Origin of the sequence: Xenorhabdus innexi, assembly GCF_002632485.1 — a bacterium.
In the GTDB taxonomy this organism is placed as follows: domain Bacteria; phylum Pseudomonadota; class Gammaproteobacteria; order Enterobacterales; family Enterobacteriaceae; genus Xenorhabdus; species Xenorhabdus innexi.
The window spans coordinates 1-17,413 of sequence record NZ_NIBU01000067.1 but is presented as its reverse complement, the minus strand read 5'-3'; the positions used below and the strand labels follow the sequence as shown (position 1 = coordinate 17,413).

19 protein-coding genes and 1 pseudogene are annotated in these 17,413 nt (G+C 37.4%); 13 read left to right on the top strand and 7 right to left on the bottom strand.

Annotated elements, in window-relative coordinates:
- From Xinn_RS17425 to Xinn_RS17410, 4 genes are all read left to right on the top strand, one after another.
- Positions 1-1,595 (top strand): phage tail protein (locus Xinn_RS17425; protein ID WP_479688282.1); only part of this gene is annotated, 1,595 nt, incomplete at its 5' end.
- Positions 1,592-2,143, top strand: a complete 552-nt coding sequence (locus Xinn_RS17420; protein WP_086955988.1) for a phage tail protein — start codon at positions 1,592-1,594, stop codon at positions 2,141-2,143. The genes Xinn_RS17425 and Xinn_RS17420, both read left to right, overlap by 4 nt.
- Positions 2,140-3,627 (top strand): contractile injection system protein, VgrG/Pvc8 family, encoded by a 1,488-nt coding sequence (locus tag Xinn_RS17415; protein ID WP_086955989.1) that lies wholly within the window; start codon positions 2,140-2,142, stop codon positions 3,625-3,627. The genes Xinn_RS17420 and Xinn_RS17415 overlap by 4 nt, the downstream gene beginning before the upstream one ends.
- 99 nt (positions 3,628-3,726) lie before the next feature.
- Positions 3,727-3,975: an ogr/Delta-like zinc finger family protein gene (locus tag Xinn_RS17410; protein ID WP_086955990.1), complete on the top strand. Its 249-nt coding sequence runs from the start codon at positions 3,727-3,729 to the stop codon at positions 3,973-3,975.
- A 175-nt stretch (positions 3,976-4,150) separates the two neighbouring features.
- Here Xinn_RS17410 and Xinn_RS17405 read toward each other — a convergent pair whose 3' ends face one another.
- Positions 4,151-4,378, bottom strand: coding sequence for a DUF465 domain-containing protein (locus Xinn_RS17405; RefSeq protein ID WP_086955991.1), 228 nt, complete (start codon positions 4,376-4,378; stop codon positions 4,151-4,153).
- A gap of 270 nt (positions 4,379-4,648) precedes the next feature.
- On the opposite strand from Xinn_RS17405, the gene eco reads away from it, so the two are divergent.
- The 6 genes from eco to Xinn_RS17375 all read left to right on the top strand — a co-directional run bounded on the left by eco (position 4,649) and on the right by Xinn_RS17375 (position 9,670).
- Positions 4,649-5,122 (top strand): serine protease inhibitor ecotin, encoded by a 474-nt coding sequence (eco, locus tag Xinn_RS17400; RefSeq protein WP_086956605.1) that lies wholly within the window; start codon positions 4,649-4,651, stop codon positions 5,120-5,122.
- A 221-nt stretch (positions 5,123-5,343) separates the two neighbouring features.
- Positions 5,344-6,039, top strand: a complete 696-nt coding sequence (gene aqpZ / locus Xinn_RS17395) for an aquaporin Z (RefSeq protein ID WP_086955992.1) — start codon at positions 5,344-5,346, stop codon at positions 6,037-6,039.
- 103 nt (positions 6,040-6,142) lie between these two features.
- A complete protein-coding gene (locus Xinn_RS17390) occupies positions 6,143-7,117 on the top strand; it encodes an ATP-grasp fold amidoligase family protein (protein ID WP_422646003.1) in 975 nt (324 codons plus the stop codon).
- 41 nt (positions 7,118-7,158) lie between these two features.
- Positions 7,159-8,157: a glycosyltransferase family 2 protein gene (locus tag Xinn_RS17385; RefSeq protein ID WP_086955994.1), complete on the top strand. Its 999-nt coding sequence runs from the start codon at positions 7,159-7,161 to the stop codon at positions 8,155-8,157.
- A 136-nt stretch (positions 8,158-8,293) separates the two neighbouring features.
- A complete protein-coding gene (locus Xinn_RS17380; protein WP_086955995.1) occupies positions 8,294-9,199 on the top strand; it encodes a glycosyltransferase family A protein in 906 nt (301 codons plus the stop codon).
- Positions 9,200-9,226: 27 nt separating this feature from the next.
- Positions 9,227-9,670 carry a GNAT family N-acetyltransferase gene (locus Xinn_RS17375; protein ID WP_086955996.1) on the top strand — a complete coding sequence of 148 codons (444 nt, stop codon included), beginning with the start codon at positions 9,227-9,229 and terminating at the stop codon, positions 9,668-9,670.
- Positions 9,671-9,684: 14 nt separating this feature from the next.
- Here Xinn_RS17375 and sigJ read toward each other — a convergent pair whose 3' ends face one another.
- Positions 9,685-10,611: an RNA polymerase sigma factor SigJ gene (gene sigJ / locus Xinn_RS17370; RefSeq protein ID WP_211286027.1), complete on the bottom strand. Its 927-nt coding sequence runs from the start codon at positions 10,609-10,611 to the stop codon at positions 9,685-9,687.
- A 214-nt stretch (positions 10,612-10,825) separates the two neighbouring features.
- Between sigJ and Xinn_RS17365 the strand changes: the two genes are divergently transcribed.
- A complete protein-coding gene (locus tag Xinn_RS17365; RefSeq protein ID WP_086955997.1) occupies positions 10,826-11,131 on the top strand; it encodes an antibiotic biosynthesis monooxygenase family protein in 306 nt (101 codons plus the stop codon).
- 39 nt (positions 11,132-11,170) lie between these two features.
- On the opposite strand, the gene Xinn_RS17360 is transcribed toward Xinn_RS17365, so the two are convergent.
- Entirely contained in the window at positions 11,171-12,373 is a 1,203-nt protein-coding gene (locus Xinn_RS17360) for an MFS transporter (protein WP_086955998.1), read from the bottom strand.
- A gap of 122 nt (positions 12,374-12,495) precedes the next feature.
- On the opposite strand from Xinn_RS17360, the gene Xinn_RS17355 reads away from it, so the two are divergent.
- Entirely contained in the window at positions 12,496-13,083 is a 588-nt protein-coding gene (locus tag Xinn_RS17355) for a TetR/AcrR family transcriptional regulator (RefSeq protein WP_086955999.1), read from the top strand.
- 233 nt (positions 13,084-13,316) lie between these two features.
- Here the strand turns inward: Xinn_RS17355 and Xinn_RS17350 are convergent.
- From Xinn_RS17350 to Xinn_RS17340, 3 genes and pseudogenes are all read right to left on the bottom strand, one after another.
- A pseudogene (locus Xinn_RS17350) lies at positions 13,317-13,859 on the bottom strand (ATP-dependent Clp protease proteolytic subunit); the annotation flags it as partial.
- 597 nt (positions 13,860-14,456) lie between these two features.
- Positions 14,457-15,038 (bottom strand): YceI family protein, encoded by a 582-nt coding sequence (locus Xinn_RS17345; RefSeq protein ID WP_086956001.1) that lies wholly within the window; start codon positions 15,036-15,038, stop codon positions 14,457-14,459.
- Between the two features lie 16 nt (positions 15,039-15,054).
- Positions 15,055-15,615 (bottom strand): cytochrome b, encoded by a 561-nt coding sequence (locus Xinn_RS17340; RefSeq protein ID WP_086956002.1) that lies wholly within the window; start codon positions 15,613-15,615, stop codon positions 15,055-15,057.
- A gap of 505 nt (positions 15,616-16,120) precedes the next feature.
- On the opposite strand from Xinn_RS17340, the gene Xinn_RS17335 reads away from it, so the two are divergent.
- Complete coding sequence (locus Xinn_RS17335) at positions 16,121-16,750, top strand: glutathione S-transferase family protein (RefSeq protein ID WP_086956003.1); 630 nt, start codon at positions 16,121-16,123, stop codon at positions 16,748-16,750.
- 62 nt (positions 16,751-16,812) lie between these two features.
- Here Xinn_RS17335 and Xinn_RS17330 read toward each other — a convergent pair.
- Positions 16,813-17,413: transposase (locus Xinn_RS17330; RefSeq protein WP_153043412.1), on the bottom strand; the 601-nt coding region annotated here is incomplete at its 5' end.

The window sequence follows — 17,413 nt, the reverse complement described above, 5'->3', positions numbered from 1 at the left end:
GGCAGATAGGGATTCAGGCTTTTGCGTCGTTAAGGTTTAGCGTCAGTGCTTTTGCCCAAGCTGGTGTTAGGGTCTTCGGTTCGTTGCGGGTCAGCCTGCGGGTTTTGGGACAGATAGGGATTCAGGCTTTTGCCTCGTTAAGGTTTAGCGTCAGTGCTTTTGCTCAAGTTGGCGTTAGGGTCTTCGGTTCGTTGCGGGTCAGCCTGCGGGTTTTGGGGCAGATAGGGATTCAGGCATTTGCTTCCTTAAGATTCAGCTTGGGTATATTTGGTCAGATAGGCGTAAGAATATTCGCATCTTTAGGAATGAGCTTAAATATTCTGAGTAGTATTGGTACGAGAGTTTTTGGCTCCCTTAGTACCGCCTTCAATGCATTATTTAGTAAAAGTGGGAAAAACAATACTTTTATTCAGTCAAGAAAGGATATAGGTGCATTAGGTAATATTGGTCAAAAAGTTTTTGGTTTTTTAGGTAATAGTATAAATACTCTGGCGAATATTGGCTCAAAAGGTTTAGGTCTTTTAGGTAATGCGTTTAGTGCTATTGGGCGGGTAATCATGGTTGTAGGACGAGTCATGATGGCAAACCCAATCCTTGCCATTATTGGTGTTATCGCCATGGCTGCTATTTATATTTGGCAGAATTGGGAATCATTGGGGCCAAAATTTATGGCCTTATGGGATAGTGTAAAAAATATTTTCAGTGGTGCTTGGGAAGGAATTAAAAACCTTGTCAGTAATGCGTGGGAAGGAATTAAAAGTTTCTTCATGAATGGCGGGTTAATAGGCATTATCTACCAAAATTGGGACAGTATTAAACAAAGTGCCTCTGAAGCCTGGGAATTTGTTAAATCAATAATAAGTGGAGCTTGGGAATCTGTTAAACAGAATACATCTGAAATCTGGGAGGGTGTTAAAAAAACAATTTCAGATAAATGGAATGAAATTGTTTCTGATGTGCAGGCTATTCCGGAAAAATTAAAGGTTGCTGGATCAGAAATGATCGATGCCATATTAGGAGGTATTCAAGAAAAATGGAAGGTGCTGAAAGATAAATTTAAAAGTTTCGGTGATGCGGTTAAATCATTTTTTGGTGGTAGTGACAAAAAAGATGTTGAGTTAAATACATCAGAGGAAATTACCAGGACTGAAGCCACCAAAGACTTAATGCCGGCTAAGAAACTCGATAAAGGTGGATATATTGCAAATGGTGAGATCGCTATTGTTGGGGAACGTGGGCCTGAGCTTGTCGCTGGCTCAGCAAGTGTCACCAGTCGGTTAGATACGGCGAAGTATGCAGCCTTTGGGGTTGCCATGAGTTCTATGACATTGCCTGTAGCCGCCCAGAATGCACCATTACATCCACAAAGCTTGCCTGCTCATGCCTATGAGGAGGTTCAGGCGAAACGGGCACAGAGCCAGCCACAGCAATTTAGTGGTGCGGCACCGCAATATAACATCTATGTCTATGGCTCTCAGGGGCAGTCCGCACAGGATATCGCCCGAATGGTCAGACAGGAACTGGAACAACGGGAACGTATGCAACAGGCTCGCATGCGTAGCTCACTTTCTGACAGAGGAGGAGATTTCTCATGATGGCAGCACTGGGTTTATTTGTTTTTATGTTGAAAACCACGCCATACCAAAGTTTTCAACATAAACAAAACTGGAGACATGCTTTTAATAGTCGTGTAGGTGCTCGACCTGCATGGCAATTTATCGGCCCGGATAACGATACGATAACTCTGACGGGAGATCTTTATCCTGAACTGACGGGAGGATCACTTTCACTGACCGCATTGAAATTAATGGCTGACAGCGGTAAAGCATGGTCTCTGATTGATGGCAGTGGCTCTATTTACGGCATGTTTGTTATCGAAAGTATTGATGAGACCAAAACAGAATTTATGTCTGGAGGTACACCCCGCAAAATCAGCTTTACCCTGACATTACGGAGAGTTGATAACGATTTGTCTGAGATGCTGGGGGATTTGCAGGAGCAGTTTTCTGATATTCAAAAGAACATGCCTACATATCAGAAAGAATTTTCAGCGTGGGCAGATAAGGGAATAGATAAAGCTAAGGGGGTATTCTCTGATTTGAAAGATAAGGGAGTCGATAAAGCGAGGGAGTTATTCTCATGATGGATTTCAAACAGTGGATGCCAAACACAGATTGGATACCTCAATTTGATTTGGTGACTGGTAAAGAGGGATCACCGGCTTTTCGTTTGGAGATCGATAATAAGGATATCACCGGAAAAATACAGTCACGTTTAATGTCTTTATCTTTGACGGATAACCGTGGATTGGATGCAGATCAGCTAGATATTGAGCTGGATGATGCAGATGGCAAACTCAAGTTGCCATCCAGAGGTGATATTTTGACATTGAAATTGGGGTGGCATGGCCATCCCTTAACGCCAAAAGGCCAATTTATTGTTGATGAAGTTGAACATGTTGGTGCTCCGGATCGATTGACCATTCGTGCTCGTAGTGTTGATTTACGGGGTGATCTGAACGTTAAACGGGAATGGTCTTATCATAAGCTCACATTAGAAAATATCGTGAGTACTATTGCGATGAGAAACCAACTCAGTTTTAAGATCAGTGATGCATTAAAAGGCATCACTGTGCATATCGACCAGACTGATGAATCCGATGTGAGTTTTTTGACGAGAGTAGCGAAGCAGGAAGGAGCTATTGTGTCAGTCAAAAATAATGAGTTGTTGTTTATTCGTCAGGGGGAGAATGAGACGGGGAGTGGTATGCCGATTGCTCCTGTGAAAATTATCCGTAAATCCGGCGATAATCACCGGTTTACACTATCAGATCGCGAGTCTTATACCGGCGTGATAGCGCAGTGGCTGGATACTCGCACAACGGCTAAACAAACAATAGAGTATACGCGAAAGGAATCAAAAAGCGCCAAAGTTGAAGTATCTGTCCAATATGAAAGCAGTAAAACGGATACTAAAAAAGATAAGCCTTCAAAGAAAGAACTACCTAAAAAAGATGAAGGTTCTAAAAACAAGGATAAAGAACCCCTTAAAAGAGAAAAAGGAAAGTCTAAAAATAAATCGGGAAGTGTCAGCTTAGCGAAGCCGAGTCGAGTAGATTTATCGAAAAGCAGAGCAAAAACGCGGAGGCCTTCTTATACCCAGCCTGCCCGTAAAGGGGAAAGTCAAAGTGATAGAAGCCTCAGCATTGACGGCCAGTTTTCTTATGAAGAACAACAAGAATCTGCGGTTGAATCTCATCAGGTAATTACTGAGCAACAAGAGTCCAGACAATATTTACAGGGTTCAAGCGAGAATGTTCTGACGCTTTCTCGTATGTATTCGAGCAAAGAAGAAGCAGAACGTGCTGCTGAAGCGGCTTGGAAGAAACTACAGCGAAATGTGGCACAGTTCTCGATCACCTTAGCAAAAGGTCGTGCGGAACTGTATCCCGAAATGCCGGTGCATATTAAGGGGTTTAAACCAGAGATTGATGGAACTGACTGGACCATTGTTAAAGTGACTCACAATCTCAATGATAGCGGGTTCACTACGTCATTAGATCTTGAGGTTAAACTTGATGAGGTCGAAATAAAACCAGAAGCACAAGATCTCAAAATAAACACTTGATCTCGGTGTGAGATCTTTGGTATATTGTTCACCAGACGAGATGGTGTTATTTCAAGACTGTTATTCCAAGAACAATGCTTTCAAGAAAGGTGAACAATTATGATTAAGTGTCCTCTTTGTAATCAATCAGCGCATACCCGTAGCAGCTTTGAGCATTCCAGCCAAACAAAAGAGCGCTATAATCAATGCCAGAATATCAACTGTGGAGCAACGTTCGTCAGCCATGAAACGTTTGTGCGCTTTATTTCTAAGCCGGGTGATGTTGAGTGTGTTACGCCGCATCCGAGGGCAAAAACCAAAAGACAACCTCGCCAGAAAGCTGCGCCACAAGCTGCTGTAACTCAATAAATAATAAAAAAACCTTGCTCCAGTTTTTGCCACCTTTATGGTGGCTTTTTTATGAGGATGGATAATTAAAGGTTCTCTAATTGAGAACTTTATGATTAAGGTATAACAAAAAATGCCTACTCTCATGAGACGCCCGCTTTTCAGCGTAGCAGGCGTCTGTCTATCTATGGCAGGATTACTTCTGAGATTCCGCCTGTAAAATTCTTTGCATCTCATCCTTTACATGGAGTTTTTCTTTTTTTAATCGCACGACTTTTTCGTTGTAGCCAGCTCCATTCGGGCCTTCAAGCTGCAATATTTCTTGGTCGAGGCGGTTATGTTTTTCAAACAAAGATTGGAAACGGGGGTGGGAGTCTTTCAGGTTGGATACTAAATCACGATCTTCTGCGAATTCTGGAAACATGGGACCTCCAATTACGAAGTTTACTACCACACTATGAGTGTAGCAGCCCATTGTAATACCAGATTTGAGAGATATCACATAAAAAATATTTTATAAAAATGACGTATCCCTATGATTGTTAATGTAAATTTATTCCAAATTTTTGGTGGGTTATTTCTTTTAAAAATAATTGATTTAAAAATCAGTACCTTGCTAAAAAAGCATAATTTATTCCTGAATTTTCGCTGTTATGATTCTCTTGCGTTGTTAAACATATCAAGAGGTGAAAAAATGAAAAAATATCTACTGGCTTTAGCTGCTATGACCGTTTCTGTTTATGCTCAGGCGGATAACACTAATGATCTGACTCATTTTCCTGAACCTTCTGAGGGTATGGTTCGTAGTGTAATTACTTTGGCACCTGAAAAGGACGAAAATAATTACATGGTCGAATTGATGATTGGTAAAAGTATGATGGTAGACTGCAACCAACATTGGTTTGGCGGGCAGCTTGAAACCAAAAATCTGGAAGGTTGGGGATATAATTATTACGAACTGGATAAAGTAGTTGGTCCAATGTCAACCAAAATGAACTGTGTGGATAAGACAAAAACCATGAAGTTCATTCAGGTGAGTTTAGGTAAGGATGCGTTTGTTCGCTATAACAGCAAATTACCAATTGTGGTATATACACCGAAATCTATAAAAGTGAAATATCGTATTTGGCAGGCATCAGATACGGTCAATACAGCAGTAAAAAAATAAATTATTAATTAAGTAGCTCAACAACCTGAGTTTAATATCAATAAACTCAGGTTGTTATGTTGACTTAATAAACATTCTCCATCTTATAGTGAAACTATTACGCTCAATATTTTCTTATTACCTATCTTCTGCTGATGTTTCCTTGCACATATTTGAAAATACTAACTAAACTTTGTTTGGATTCTTTTGCATTCATGCAGTTATCGTTGAGGAATCATATAATGTTTAAAAAATTATCAGCAGAGTTCCTAGGAACTTTTTGGTTAGTGTTCGGAGGATGTGGAAGTGCAATTTTAGCTGCGGCATTCCCACTGCTTGGAATTGGTTTTGTGGGAGTATCTCTGGCTTTTGGTTTAACTGTCGTGACTATGGCATATGCTGTCGGCCATATTTCGGGGGGGCACTTTAATCCGGCTGTCACATTAGGCTTATTTGTGGGTGGACGTATTTCATTCAAAGATGTTATTCCTTATATTCTTGTGCAGGTCATTGGCGGAATAGCAGCCGCAGCAGTATTGTATTTGATAGCCAGTGGGCAGAGTGGTTTTGATGCGACAGAAAGTGGTTTTGCCTCGAATGGTTATGGAGATCATTCTCCCGGAGGGTTTTCATTACAATCTGCCATTATCATTGAATTGGTATTAACTGCATTTTTTCTGATTGTGATTTTTGGAGTAACAGATAAAAATGCGCCCAATAAATTTGCGCCATTGGCGATTGGTTTGGCGTTAACTCTAATTCACCTAATTAGTATACCTGTCACCAATACATCAGTTAACCCTGCAAGGAGTACAGGAGTTGCTATTTTTCAGGGAACCTGGGCGATAGAGCAGTTATGGTTATTCTGGTTTATCCCTTTGATCGGTGGAATTGCTGGTGGCTTGATATACAGATGGTTATTACAAAAAAATGAGTAAATGATGAAAGTTTTTATATTACTAAATGCCACGAGATTGTGTGGCATTTTTATGAATAATTTAAGGTAAATTAATTCTTATAGATAAAACGTTTAAGAATGTTGTGGCAGTATATTTATCAACATTAAAGTTATTAAGTGGTTTGTCTTTACTAGATAAAGAAATTATCCATATGAATAAATATATTAAAAAGTTAAGGAATAAAATACTTTACCATATATGTGACTTATTTCCTGAGTTTGTTACAAAATCAATTTATAAAGAAAGATTAAATAAAAAACTTAATCTGGTAACGCCGATTACATTTAATGAGAAATTACAGTGGTTAAAACTAAATACATATAAGGATAACAAGCTGGTTACTCAATGCTCTGATAAACTTGCTGTTAGAGACTATGTGAAAGACAGGGGGTGTGAAGAAATACTAATCCCTCTTTATGGCTTTTGGGATAAGGCCAGTGATATTGATTGGGCCACTCTTCCGGATAAATTTGTTATGAAATGCAATCATGGTGCGTGTTATAACATTATATGCAGAGATAAAAATAATCTTAATATTACTAATGAAGTTAATAAATTAAATTGTTGGATGCGAGAAGATTATTGGCGTAAATCTGTAGAGATGGGATATAAAAATATACCTAAGAAAATAATATGTGAAAAATTTATTGAAACAAAAAGTGGAGTGTTACCTTACGATTATAAAGTATTTTGTTTCAATGGAAAAGCTGAGTTCGTTATGGTGTGTGTTAATAGGGGATCAGGAAAGCCAAAATTCTATTTTATGAATAGAAATTGGGAAATGTTACCTTATGGCGTTGACTATACTGAAGTTAAACTTGATTGCCTGACAAAGCCAGAAAACTTTGAAAAATTATTCTATTACGCTGAAAAGCTGTCACAGCCATTTCCATTTGTCAGAGTTGATCTATATCTGAATGATAAAGTAATAAATTTTGGTGAATTAACTTTTATTCACTCTGCGGGTATGGATAAAGAGTTAAATAATAAAAAACAGAATAATGTTGATGAAATTATGGGTGATTTAATTAAATTGGATTTTAATAAGATAAGTTAAATTTAGAATTATATTAAATAATTAATATAAGGATTTATTTTATGAGTAAAGATGTTCCTAAGATATCTGTAATAATGTCTGTTTTCAATGGTTGTCATTTTTTGTCTGAAGCAGTAGAGTCAATTTTAAATCAGTCGTTTTATGATTATGAGTTTATCATAGTTAATGATGCCTCAACAGATAATACAGATCAGGTTCTTTTTGAGTGTCAGCAGAGGGATCATAGAATAAAAATAATTAATAACCTCCAGAATATAGGGCTTGCTGCTTCTCTAAATATCGCTATATCAGCATCCAGAGGAGAGTTCATAGCAAGAATGGATGCTGATGATTATTCATTCCCGGATAGATTAAAGAAGCAGTATGAATTTATGGTTAAACATGCTGATGTTATTGTTTGTGGTACAGCGATGAGTATCTATGAAGAACCGGATAATAATAAAATCCCACCTTTGAGCCATGAGGAAATAATATCCCGTATAGCATTTGATTGCCCATTTTATCATCCTACAGTAATGATGAGGAAAAGTGTCTTTTTGAAATTTGGAATTAAATATCCTGAAAATTACAAAAGGGCACAAGATTATGGATTATGGGTAAGTTTATTTTTATTAATAATTGATAAAGATTATCGGTTTACTAATCTTCCTGATGTTTTATTAAAATACAGAGTACACCCTGATAAAGTAAGAGAAAAACATTATAATGAACAAATGCTCTATTCAGCTGAGTCTCAGTTTAAATTAATGTCTTGTTTAGGTATTAAAGTTAATTTTAATAGTTTGGCTGAAATAAACTTAAAAAATAAATTATCAGGCTATGAAGTTATCAGGCTAAGTAAGGTATTAAAAATAATAGCAGTGAAAATAATGCAATTATTGAATAAGGAAGATCGCGGTTATGTCCATGATATATTAATTGCAAAGAAATATAAATTATACTCTAGAGCTAAAATAAATGGCTTATTTGGTATTTTATTAAAATTATATTCCAGATTTTTCTATTTTTATAATAGAAGGACAATAAAGTCGTTTTTATGAATTTTTTGTTGATTTATTTTTAGGGGGCAAAGAGAAGTTACAAATGGTTGCTGTTGAATCTGAGTGTAGCTACGAAAGGGAAAATTGACAGTCGACAGTAAATATAAGTAATCATTAGTTATATTACGGGGTTGATATGGCGCCTATACTATCTATTATTGTTACAGCTCATAATTTTGAAAATTTTATTTTCAATTGTTTGATAAGTATAAAAAGATGCATTGGATCTAATATCGATGGTTCTATCGAACTCATATTGGTTGATGATAAGTCATCAGACAAAACATCTGAAATTATGTTGAATTTTTCAAAACAAGAATATAGGTATGCTAAATATTTTAGAACAGAGTTTGGCAATATTGGAAAAGTCAGGAGTTTTGCTATTGAGAACAGTTTTGGCAAGTATATAACGTTTATCGATGGTGATGATACTATTCCTGAATTTGACCTTGATAAGGTAATGGTTTTTTTAGTGCATAACGAAGTTGATATCTTGATATCAAAAATTAATGAGGTATATAAAGACTCTGATTATGTGGCTCAGTCAGATTTCATATTGCCATTAGGAATGACACAACATCAAGCAATTAAAGAGTTTTTGATTCATAAAAAGTTTCAGGCACATTTATGCAGCAAGTTTTTTAACAGGAATTTATTTAATAATATAAAGATACCAGCAATGGCCTGTTATGAAGATGCATTTATATTTCCTGATATCTTAATGAAAAGTAAAAAAATATTTATAACAAACTCTATTTTTTATAATTATATAAAACGTATTGGTAGCTTATCAAATAACATTAACCATAATAAAGTTAATGTGATGGCTGATGTTATTTTTCATATGAATAATACCTTTGGTGAAAAATATAAAAACCTTATTGTTACTCACGCTGTTGAACATCTTTTAAAAAATAAAGATCTATTATCATATGAAAGAAGTAATTATCTTAAAAAAATGATAAAGGTAGTGAGTAAGGCTTCATATTTTCTGGATCCCCATGTAAGATTCAGTTTTAAGAAAAAAATATTAAAGCTGTAATCTAACATTCTTGGAAGAGGAAATAATATGAATCAAATTATGCGTTGGGAACGAGATGAATATTGGATTACAACGGATAAGAGTAAAGTTGATATCCATTTTGTGCATAGTCACCTTACTCAATTATTTTGGGCACGAGGAATTGAATTCGAAAAAGTTAAAACTGCGATAGAAAATAGTGTAAATTTTGTACTGTTTCACCAGGATAAAGAAATTGGATTTGCTAGATTAATAACTGACTTTTCTACATTTTCCTATATATCAGATGTATTTATTATTGATGAGTACCAGAAAAAAGGATTAGGACGCTGGCTGATGGAATGTATTTTACAGCATCCAGCCGTTACCGATGTGAAAGATGTAACATTAGTAACGTCTACAGCAAGCTGGCTTTATAAGAAACTTGGCTTTGAACCTGTGACAGCACAAGATTTTGTCTGGACGTTAGGGAAAAAAGAAATAATAACGTGATTAAAATAAATGTGTTAATGCCAATCAGTTAATTTTTCCGGATTACGCATTACCCAGATATCACAGATACGGCCATCTCTGACACAAGTTGAAATGACTGAAATGGTGCGACCAGCGGCTTTTCCAACCAGCCCTGGTTCTCCATTGACAAAAACTTCCTCGATCTGAAGGTCATTTTGTCGAGTGAAGGCGGAAAGGAAAAAATCAATAACTGCATTCCGTCCAAATAGTGGTGTAACCGATGCACTGACAAAACCACCACCATCGGTAATAGCATTTACTCGTTCATCCAGAATGGTAACCAACTCCTGTATATTACCGGTGAGCCATGCTATCCGGAAAGCAGCATTTACCTGAGCATGTTCTTTCTGAGAGGAGGGAAAATGCTTTTTCTGGTTAATCCTTTTTCGTCCGGATGAAGCCAGCTGGCGGCATGCTTGTGGTGTTCTGCCGACAATCTCACTAATTTCTTCGAAAGAGTATTGGAATACATCATGGAGAATAAAACTGACTCGTTCGGCTGGTGTCATTTTATCGAGGACGATCATTAACGCCATAGAAACTGAGTGTGCAAGGATAAGCTGATCGGCGGGATCAACGCTTTCATGTTGTTCAGTCGTAGATCCTAAATTTTCTATTTGTGAAGCAGGTTCAGGCAACCACTCACCAATATAAACCTCGCGTTTTGATTTGGCTGACTTAAGTTTATCGAAGCAGATTCGGGTCAGAGTTGTTCTCTGCCAGGCTATCGGGGAGATTATTTGCTCGCGTTCAGCCGATGTAAGTTTATACCAGCGCAAATAAGTTTCCTGTACGGCATCTTCTGCATCCTGAATAGTTCCCAGAAATTTGTAGGCCAGTAATTCAAGCTTGGAGCGTTTAGAGTATATTTTCTCTGATTCATTATAAAATGCATCTCCCGCCACTTTCTTATTATCCACTTTTGTATTTCCTCAATGTTGATATATCCAAAATAATATGACGAGAAACAAGATGTAAATGTCAGGTCTCTTCATTTGATAATAGGTAAAAATTTTCTGTAAAACGTCTGACATTTTGTAATGGATCTTCGTCTTTATATCAGACTCGACAGAATTGATCGCCAAAAAAGCGGTGACTTGAAGATGACAGATATAACCACTAAGGAGACATGTAATGCCAGAATCTGAAGTTACATTTATCAATATTATAGAAGTCGATCCAAAGAATCAGGCAGAAATTATCAAACTTCTGCAAGAAGGAACTGAGTCCGTTATTAGCAAACGTCCGGGTTTTATTTCAGTAACATTACTGGCGAGTGGAGACGGTAGCCGTGTTGTAAATATCGCAAAATGGAAAAGTATTGCTGATATTCAGGCAACACAGACTGACCCTGAATCGGCAGAATTTGCAAAGCGTACTTTAGTTCTTGCTAAGGCTAACCCGGGGATTTATCAAATTGTCGGACAATATTCGGTCTGAGATTATAAATATGAGCACACTTTTACAGCCTGATTTTGATCAGGCTTTTTTATATCGCATTTCTTTAATATCAGAAAATAAAGTCAGTAATCCTATGAATGCCATAAAGCAGCCTACCCATAATGGTGCTTTTAATCCCCAACCTAAACTGATGCATAATCCACCTAAAGAAGCCCCAATGACAACACCAAGTGTAATAACAGAAGTGTGCATCGTATTCACAAATGGGCGACCGTTAGCTGTTCTCATAACTCGTGTTACCATGGCTGGATTCATTGTGACGCCAACTAAGCCTATTCCGATTAATGATAGAGTTGCTGGTAATTTTTTTTCAGCAAAAGTACCAAATAACATCAGAAATAAAATTAATAGTGTTAAGCCAGTTACTAAGGTAATGATCGTATAACGTTCAGCTAATTTTCCAACAATGACATTGCCTATTATTGTAGCAATGCCATAGAGAGTAAGCAGAACAGCAATAGTTTCTTCTCTGTAGCCTGTCACATCTTTTAATATGGGTGTGAAATAAGTAAAGGCAGCAAATGTAGCACCAATTATCAGTAAACTTGTGGAAAATACGCGCCATAATTCTGGATTATTAAGACTTTGAAATTCTGTTCGTAAACTGACTGAAGATTGTTTTGGAATGAACGGTAGCCAAAATAAACTCATGACCCCGGCAATAGTTGCGAGAACAGTGGTTGCCCAAAAACTTATTTTCCAACTAGCATATGTGCCTATCAGATTCGCCATTGGTAATCCTAATATAGTCCCTATCATAATACCGGAGAGCACAATAGAAATTGCCCATCCTCGTTGTTGCTCTGACATAATTTCTGCACAAATAGATAAAGACACACCAAAAAAGGCTCCAGAAACAGCTCCGGTTATTACCCGTGCAATTGCCAGAATTGTATAAGAATCAGCTAATGCTCCAAGCATTTCACCGATAATAAAAATCAAATAAAGGATAAGTAATGCCGTCTTTGGTGGTGTTTTTAATAGTCCTAACGTAAGTAGCGGGCCGCCAAAAGCCATTGCCAAAGCATATAGGGAGACCAGATAACCAATTTCAGAAATAGAAACATGTAAATCATCAGCCATCATTGGCACCATACCTGTGACCTGAAATTCACTGGTGACCATAGAGAAGATACCAAATGCCAGTATATAAATAGGTAAAGGGAGCGTACTTTTAGTGATTATTGCTGGGATAGCGATATCGCATTTACATTTTTCCATTTTATCGCCTTCTTCTGATCTGATATTTATTTTGTAGTGGTGATTACAAAATTATCTTACTTGCGAAAATTGATCAAGAGATTTATGTTATTCTCACTACAGAAATAAAAAGAGGGTATATAATGGCAGCACGTGGGCGTCCTTTGAGTTTTGACCGTGAGATTGCTCTGGAGAAAGCAATGGAGGTGTTTTGGTCTAAAGGATATGAAGGAACACAACTTGTGGATCTAACTGCGGCAATGAATATCAACCCTCCTAGTTTTTATGCAGCATTTGGTAGTAAAAAACAGGCTTTTTATGCGGCAGTTGATTTATATATTAAAACAGTAGGTGCTAAAGCTATGGATAGCCTTAACAGCGCAGTGAATGTAAAGAAAGGGCTGCGGACAATGTTAGAGGTTTCTGTGGAAGTGGCTACTTCTAACCAGTCAGGCGGATGTTTACTCGTCCTAGGAATAGTCAATCGTTTGCAAGAAAACGAAGATGTGTATGCATACCTGAAAGACGTTCGCGAATATACTTGGAAGGTAATCAATACCCGGATAGAAAAAGCGGTAGCAGATGGTGAATTATCTGCTGAGACAGATACAGGAAAGTTAGCATCTTATTTTTTGGGGATTATGCAGGCTATTTCATTTCAGGCTCGTGATGGAGTTTCAAAAGAAGGTCTTATGTGTTTGATTGAGCCTGCTATGGCTGCAATACCCTGAAAAATCGTTAATATCAACGCAGATATATCATAGTCGAATAAGCTGCCAAACAGCCAGTATTTTCAATGGGTTTCAAGATACATCGTTCCAGTCAGGGGATTTGCTCAGATCCGATGAGAATCTGTTGTTTCAGTTATCTACCGGAAGCATAGAAAACCATATTGTTATAAAAATGCTGACTGGAATGAATGAACGTCGCCAACAGAAAAGGTAATTAGAGAGGCTAAGAGTCATTATCCGGCTTTCAATTCACTCCAGTGACTGATAATGTGCCCGACGATACCATAATCGCGGGCATCTTCTGGCCCCATCCAGAAATTACGGTCGGTATCTTTTGCTACTTTATCTATAGGGTGCCCGGTAGCTTCACTGATAAGTTGGTTTATCCGACTGCGCATTTTTAATATTTCTTTTGTTTCAATCTCGATATCAGAGGCTCTTCCCTGCACGCCACCTAAAGGCTGGTGGATCATAAATCGGGTATTGGGTAGGGAATAGCGATGTTCTTTTTTGGCAGCAAGGAAGAGAGTAATACCTGCACTGGCAACCCAGCCAGTCCCAATCATAAATATCTTTGGCTTAATGAATTTAAACATATCATGCAGAGTATCCCCAGATTCAACGTGTCCCCCCTGACTGTTGACGAAGATTTTTATGGGATCATTGTTAATCTCTTGTAGTACAAGAAGTTGAGTTATCACTTTTTCAACCAGCTGTTGGTTGATTTCACCAGAGATAATGATAGAGCGTGATTGAAGTAATTTATCTTGGGAAAGTGGGGGATGATATTATTTTTTTCTGGCGTGTTTTCTGTCATTTTTATTCTCACTTAATAAATATTTTTTGTGATGATAAATAATATAGCCTTAAAAATATTTTTTGTATCCAAATATTATTGGAGAAATAATCTGATTTTTATTTAGCAATATGTTAGGGGTTTTTCTTACCTATAAAAGGCATAGTGGAATAAGTTATATACGATGTGTGTTTTTATTTATGCATTATTTATTTCTTTTTTTAAATTTCTCTTTTGTTGCATTTTTTAGTCTTATTATAGGTTTTATCGCCATCTCAGCTTGAGATAATCATCACCGATGAATAATTTAAGATGGGAAATGAGTGGTATTGTTATTTGGCACTCTATTATTATTTCATGAAAATTTATTTCGGTAGTGACAATTTTTACGATTACTAAATTTAATTGTCAATAGGTTCATAGTAAGACATTAGTTTTGAACTTTCATGGCCTGATTTTTAGACGTAGATTAAATTCCCGTCAGATGATTGTTACTACTGAATCATCTGACGGAAAATTCTTCCACTTTTATGGTGTGCAGAAACTATTATCGATCTTTAGATGGTACAGAAAAATATCAGGCTTTTTCCTTAACCCCTTCGACTGAAATTATTAATTCGACTTCCTGAGATTTTGGCCCTAAGTCGGTTTTAATATTAAAGTCTTTCAATTTAATTTTTCCGTTGGCTTCGAAACCTGCGCGATAACCTCCCCACGGATCTTTACCTTCTCCCATCAGCTTTGCTTGCAGTGTGACTGGTTTGGTTACACCATTCAGTGTCAGTTCACCGAGAATATTGTAATGTTCACCCTCTTTTTCCACTTTGGTTGAGGTAAATTTAGCTTCCGGGTATTTTGCTGAGTTTAAAAAGTCAGCACTACGTAAATGCTTATCACGTTCCGCATGGTTGGTATCTACACTGTCAGTTTTTATGATGACACTGACTTTATCGGCGGCCGGATTTTGGTTATCGAATGTAAAATTACCGTCAAATTTTTTGAAATTACCATAAACCCAGCTCATACCCAGATGCTGGATACGAAATTCAATAAAGGCGTGTTGACCGGCAGTATCAATTTTATAGTTGGATGCCATTGCTGAGCTTGCGCCCATTAATAAAACACCAGTAGTCAGGCCGATTAACGTTTTTTTGAACATAGCGATTCTCCAAAATTTATTTTGTGTCTGGCGGGAAACCAAACATTCTTTTTAGCGTACTGTCACGATCAATAAAGTGGTGCTTTAAAGCTGCCAGCCCATGCAAAAGGGAAAGGATAACAAGCAGCCATGCAAGATATAGATGGATAATACCGGCGGTATCTGCCTGTACCCCTTGTTTTACCAGTGTGGCGGGGATTTCAAACCAGCCAAAAACACTGATGGATTGACCATCAGCGGTGGAAATAAAATATCCGCTGAATAAAATACCAAACAGGGCAATAAAAAGAGTGAAATGAGCCAATTTTGCACTGATCCGCGTAAGCTGGCTGTAACTGCTCAGAGGTTTTGGTGGGGGGGAAATAAATCGCCAGATAACACGAATTATCATGACAATAAAAATTAAAAAACCAATGCTTTTATGCAATTCAGGTGCACGATGATACCAGCTATCATAGTAGCTTAGTGTCACCATCCATAAACCCAGAATGAACATTCCATAAACAGCAAGAGCAATTAACCAGTGGATCAAAACAGAGACATGACCAAATTGTTTGGAAGTGTTTTGTAACAGCATATTGTCTCCTTATTTTTCGATCACTTCAAAATATAATCTACCTGAATATACGACTTACCCGCATAACAGGCATTGAATATTATAATAGATGAAAATTCAGCATTGTTTTTGTGAATCTTCACCAAATAATTTGCTGGAGAATATCAAAATATATCAATAACGAAGATAATTTCTCAGTTCTTTATGAATTAAAAGAAAATGGAATATTCATATTTCTATTTGGTATATATAAAATAAATAACCTTAATTAAAGTTAGAAATTTAAATTCAACTTTTTTATTTTTGAAATAGATTAAATTCATTAAGTGATTTGGAGTAATGTAACGATAGTGAATTATTTTCATGGAAAAAATAAACGCTGTTAATTTTTTAATTGTTTACTCTTATTTTAATAAACTGTAATGTTTCTGTGTTGCAATGTTTTATCATCATACCCGATATATTTTTTGTTTTATCCAGTAAATGGAAAAGTAGGGATATATAAGGGTTAACAGAGAGAAATAAAATGTATACATTGTGGATAGCTAATAAAAATTACTCTTCTTGGTCACTACGTCCGTGGATTTTACTCAAGGCACTGGGAATACCTTTCAATGAACAGCTAAGTTATTTTGAAGATGGTAAAAGCAGCCATGAGAAATTCAAGGCATTTTCACCAACCGGTCTTGTCCCTTGTCTGGTAGATGGTGATATTACAGTTTGGGATACGCTGGCTATTGCTGAATATGTTGCAGAGGATCATGCTCAGGTATGGCCAGAAGATCGTATTGCCAGAGCGTGGGCAAGAAGTGCTGCGGCAGAAATGCACTCTGGTTTTACTGCATTACGTCAGATTTGCTCAATGAATTGCACAAAAACAGTGGCATTAGCCGAAATCTCCCCTGAATTACAGAATGACCTCGATCGGCTTGATGAGCTGTGGTCTGAAGGGTTAAGTAAATTTGGTGGTGAATGGCTGGCAGGGCGCTCTTTCACCGCAGTGGATGCATTTTTTGCGCCGGTAGCTTTCCGGGCTAAAACTTACGGATTGGCATTTTCGCCGGTGAGTCAGGCGTGGATTAATCGTATCCTTAAACATCCGGCAATGGTGGAGTGGGTGGAAGCCGCACAAAAAGAGCCTGAAATAGCACATTGATAGACCATTTTATTCCGGCTAAGAAAACAATAAATTATTAGAGGGCGCACATAGATAGGCTCTTAAGAATTAAGCCGTTCAAAACACGCATCCAATGTTTTGTTTTTACATGATTTTCTTTGTGGTGTTTTGAACGCGTTCTGGCATAAATATTCTTGTGCTTTTTCCAGCCAAAAATACGTTTCCGACCACGCCTTTTGGAGCAGGTTTTCTATGATTGGTTTGAGCCAAATGTCTGTATTTTGAGCGGCCTTGAACAAGGAGACGGCAGAAAATAACCGGCTTGCTAACGAACGCCTGAGCAGCAATGCCAGTAAACTGAGCCAGATGAGTCCCGTGGTTATCGTTTCTTTCCTTGTGGTAAATCCGTGCCAATTTGTATGCGATTTTAGCTCTTTGAACAATAGTTCTATTTGCCAGCGGCAACGATAAATATCCATGATCTCACTGGCGGTAAACTCGTCCACCGATAAATTTGTTAGCCAAAGACAGAAACGTTTTTCTTCGGCAAACCAGCGGCGGACAAGACGAAACTCATAACCCTTACGCCGACATATCAGATCCAGCACTTCTGAGCGGTTGGTTCTGCGTGTGATGGATTTCAACGGTTTACCAGACAGTTTGGGCAATAATTTTCCCTGCCCATTGCGGGCTGTCATTATC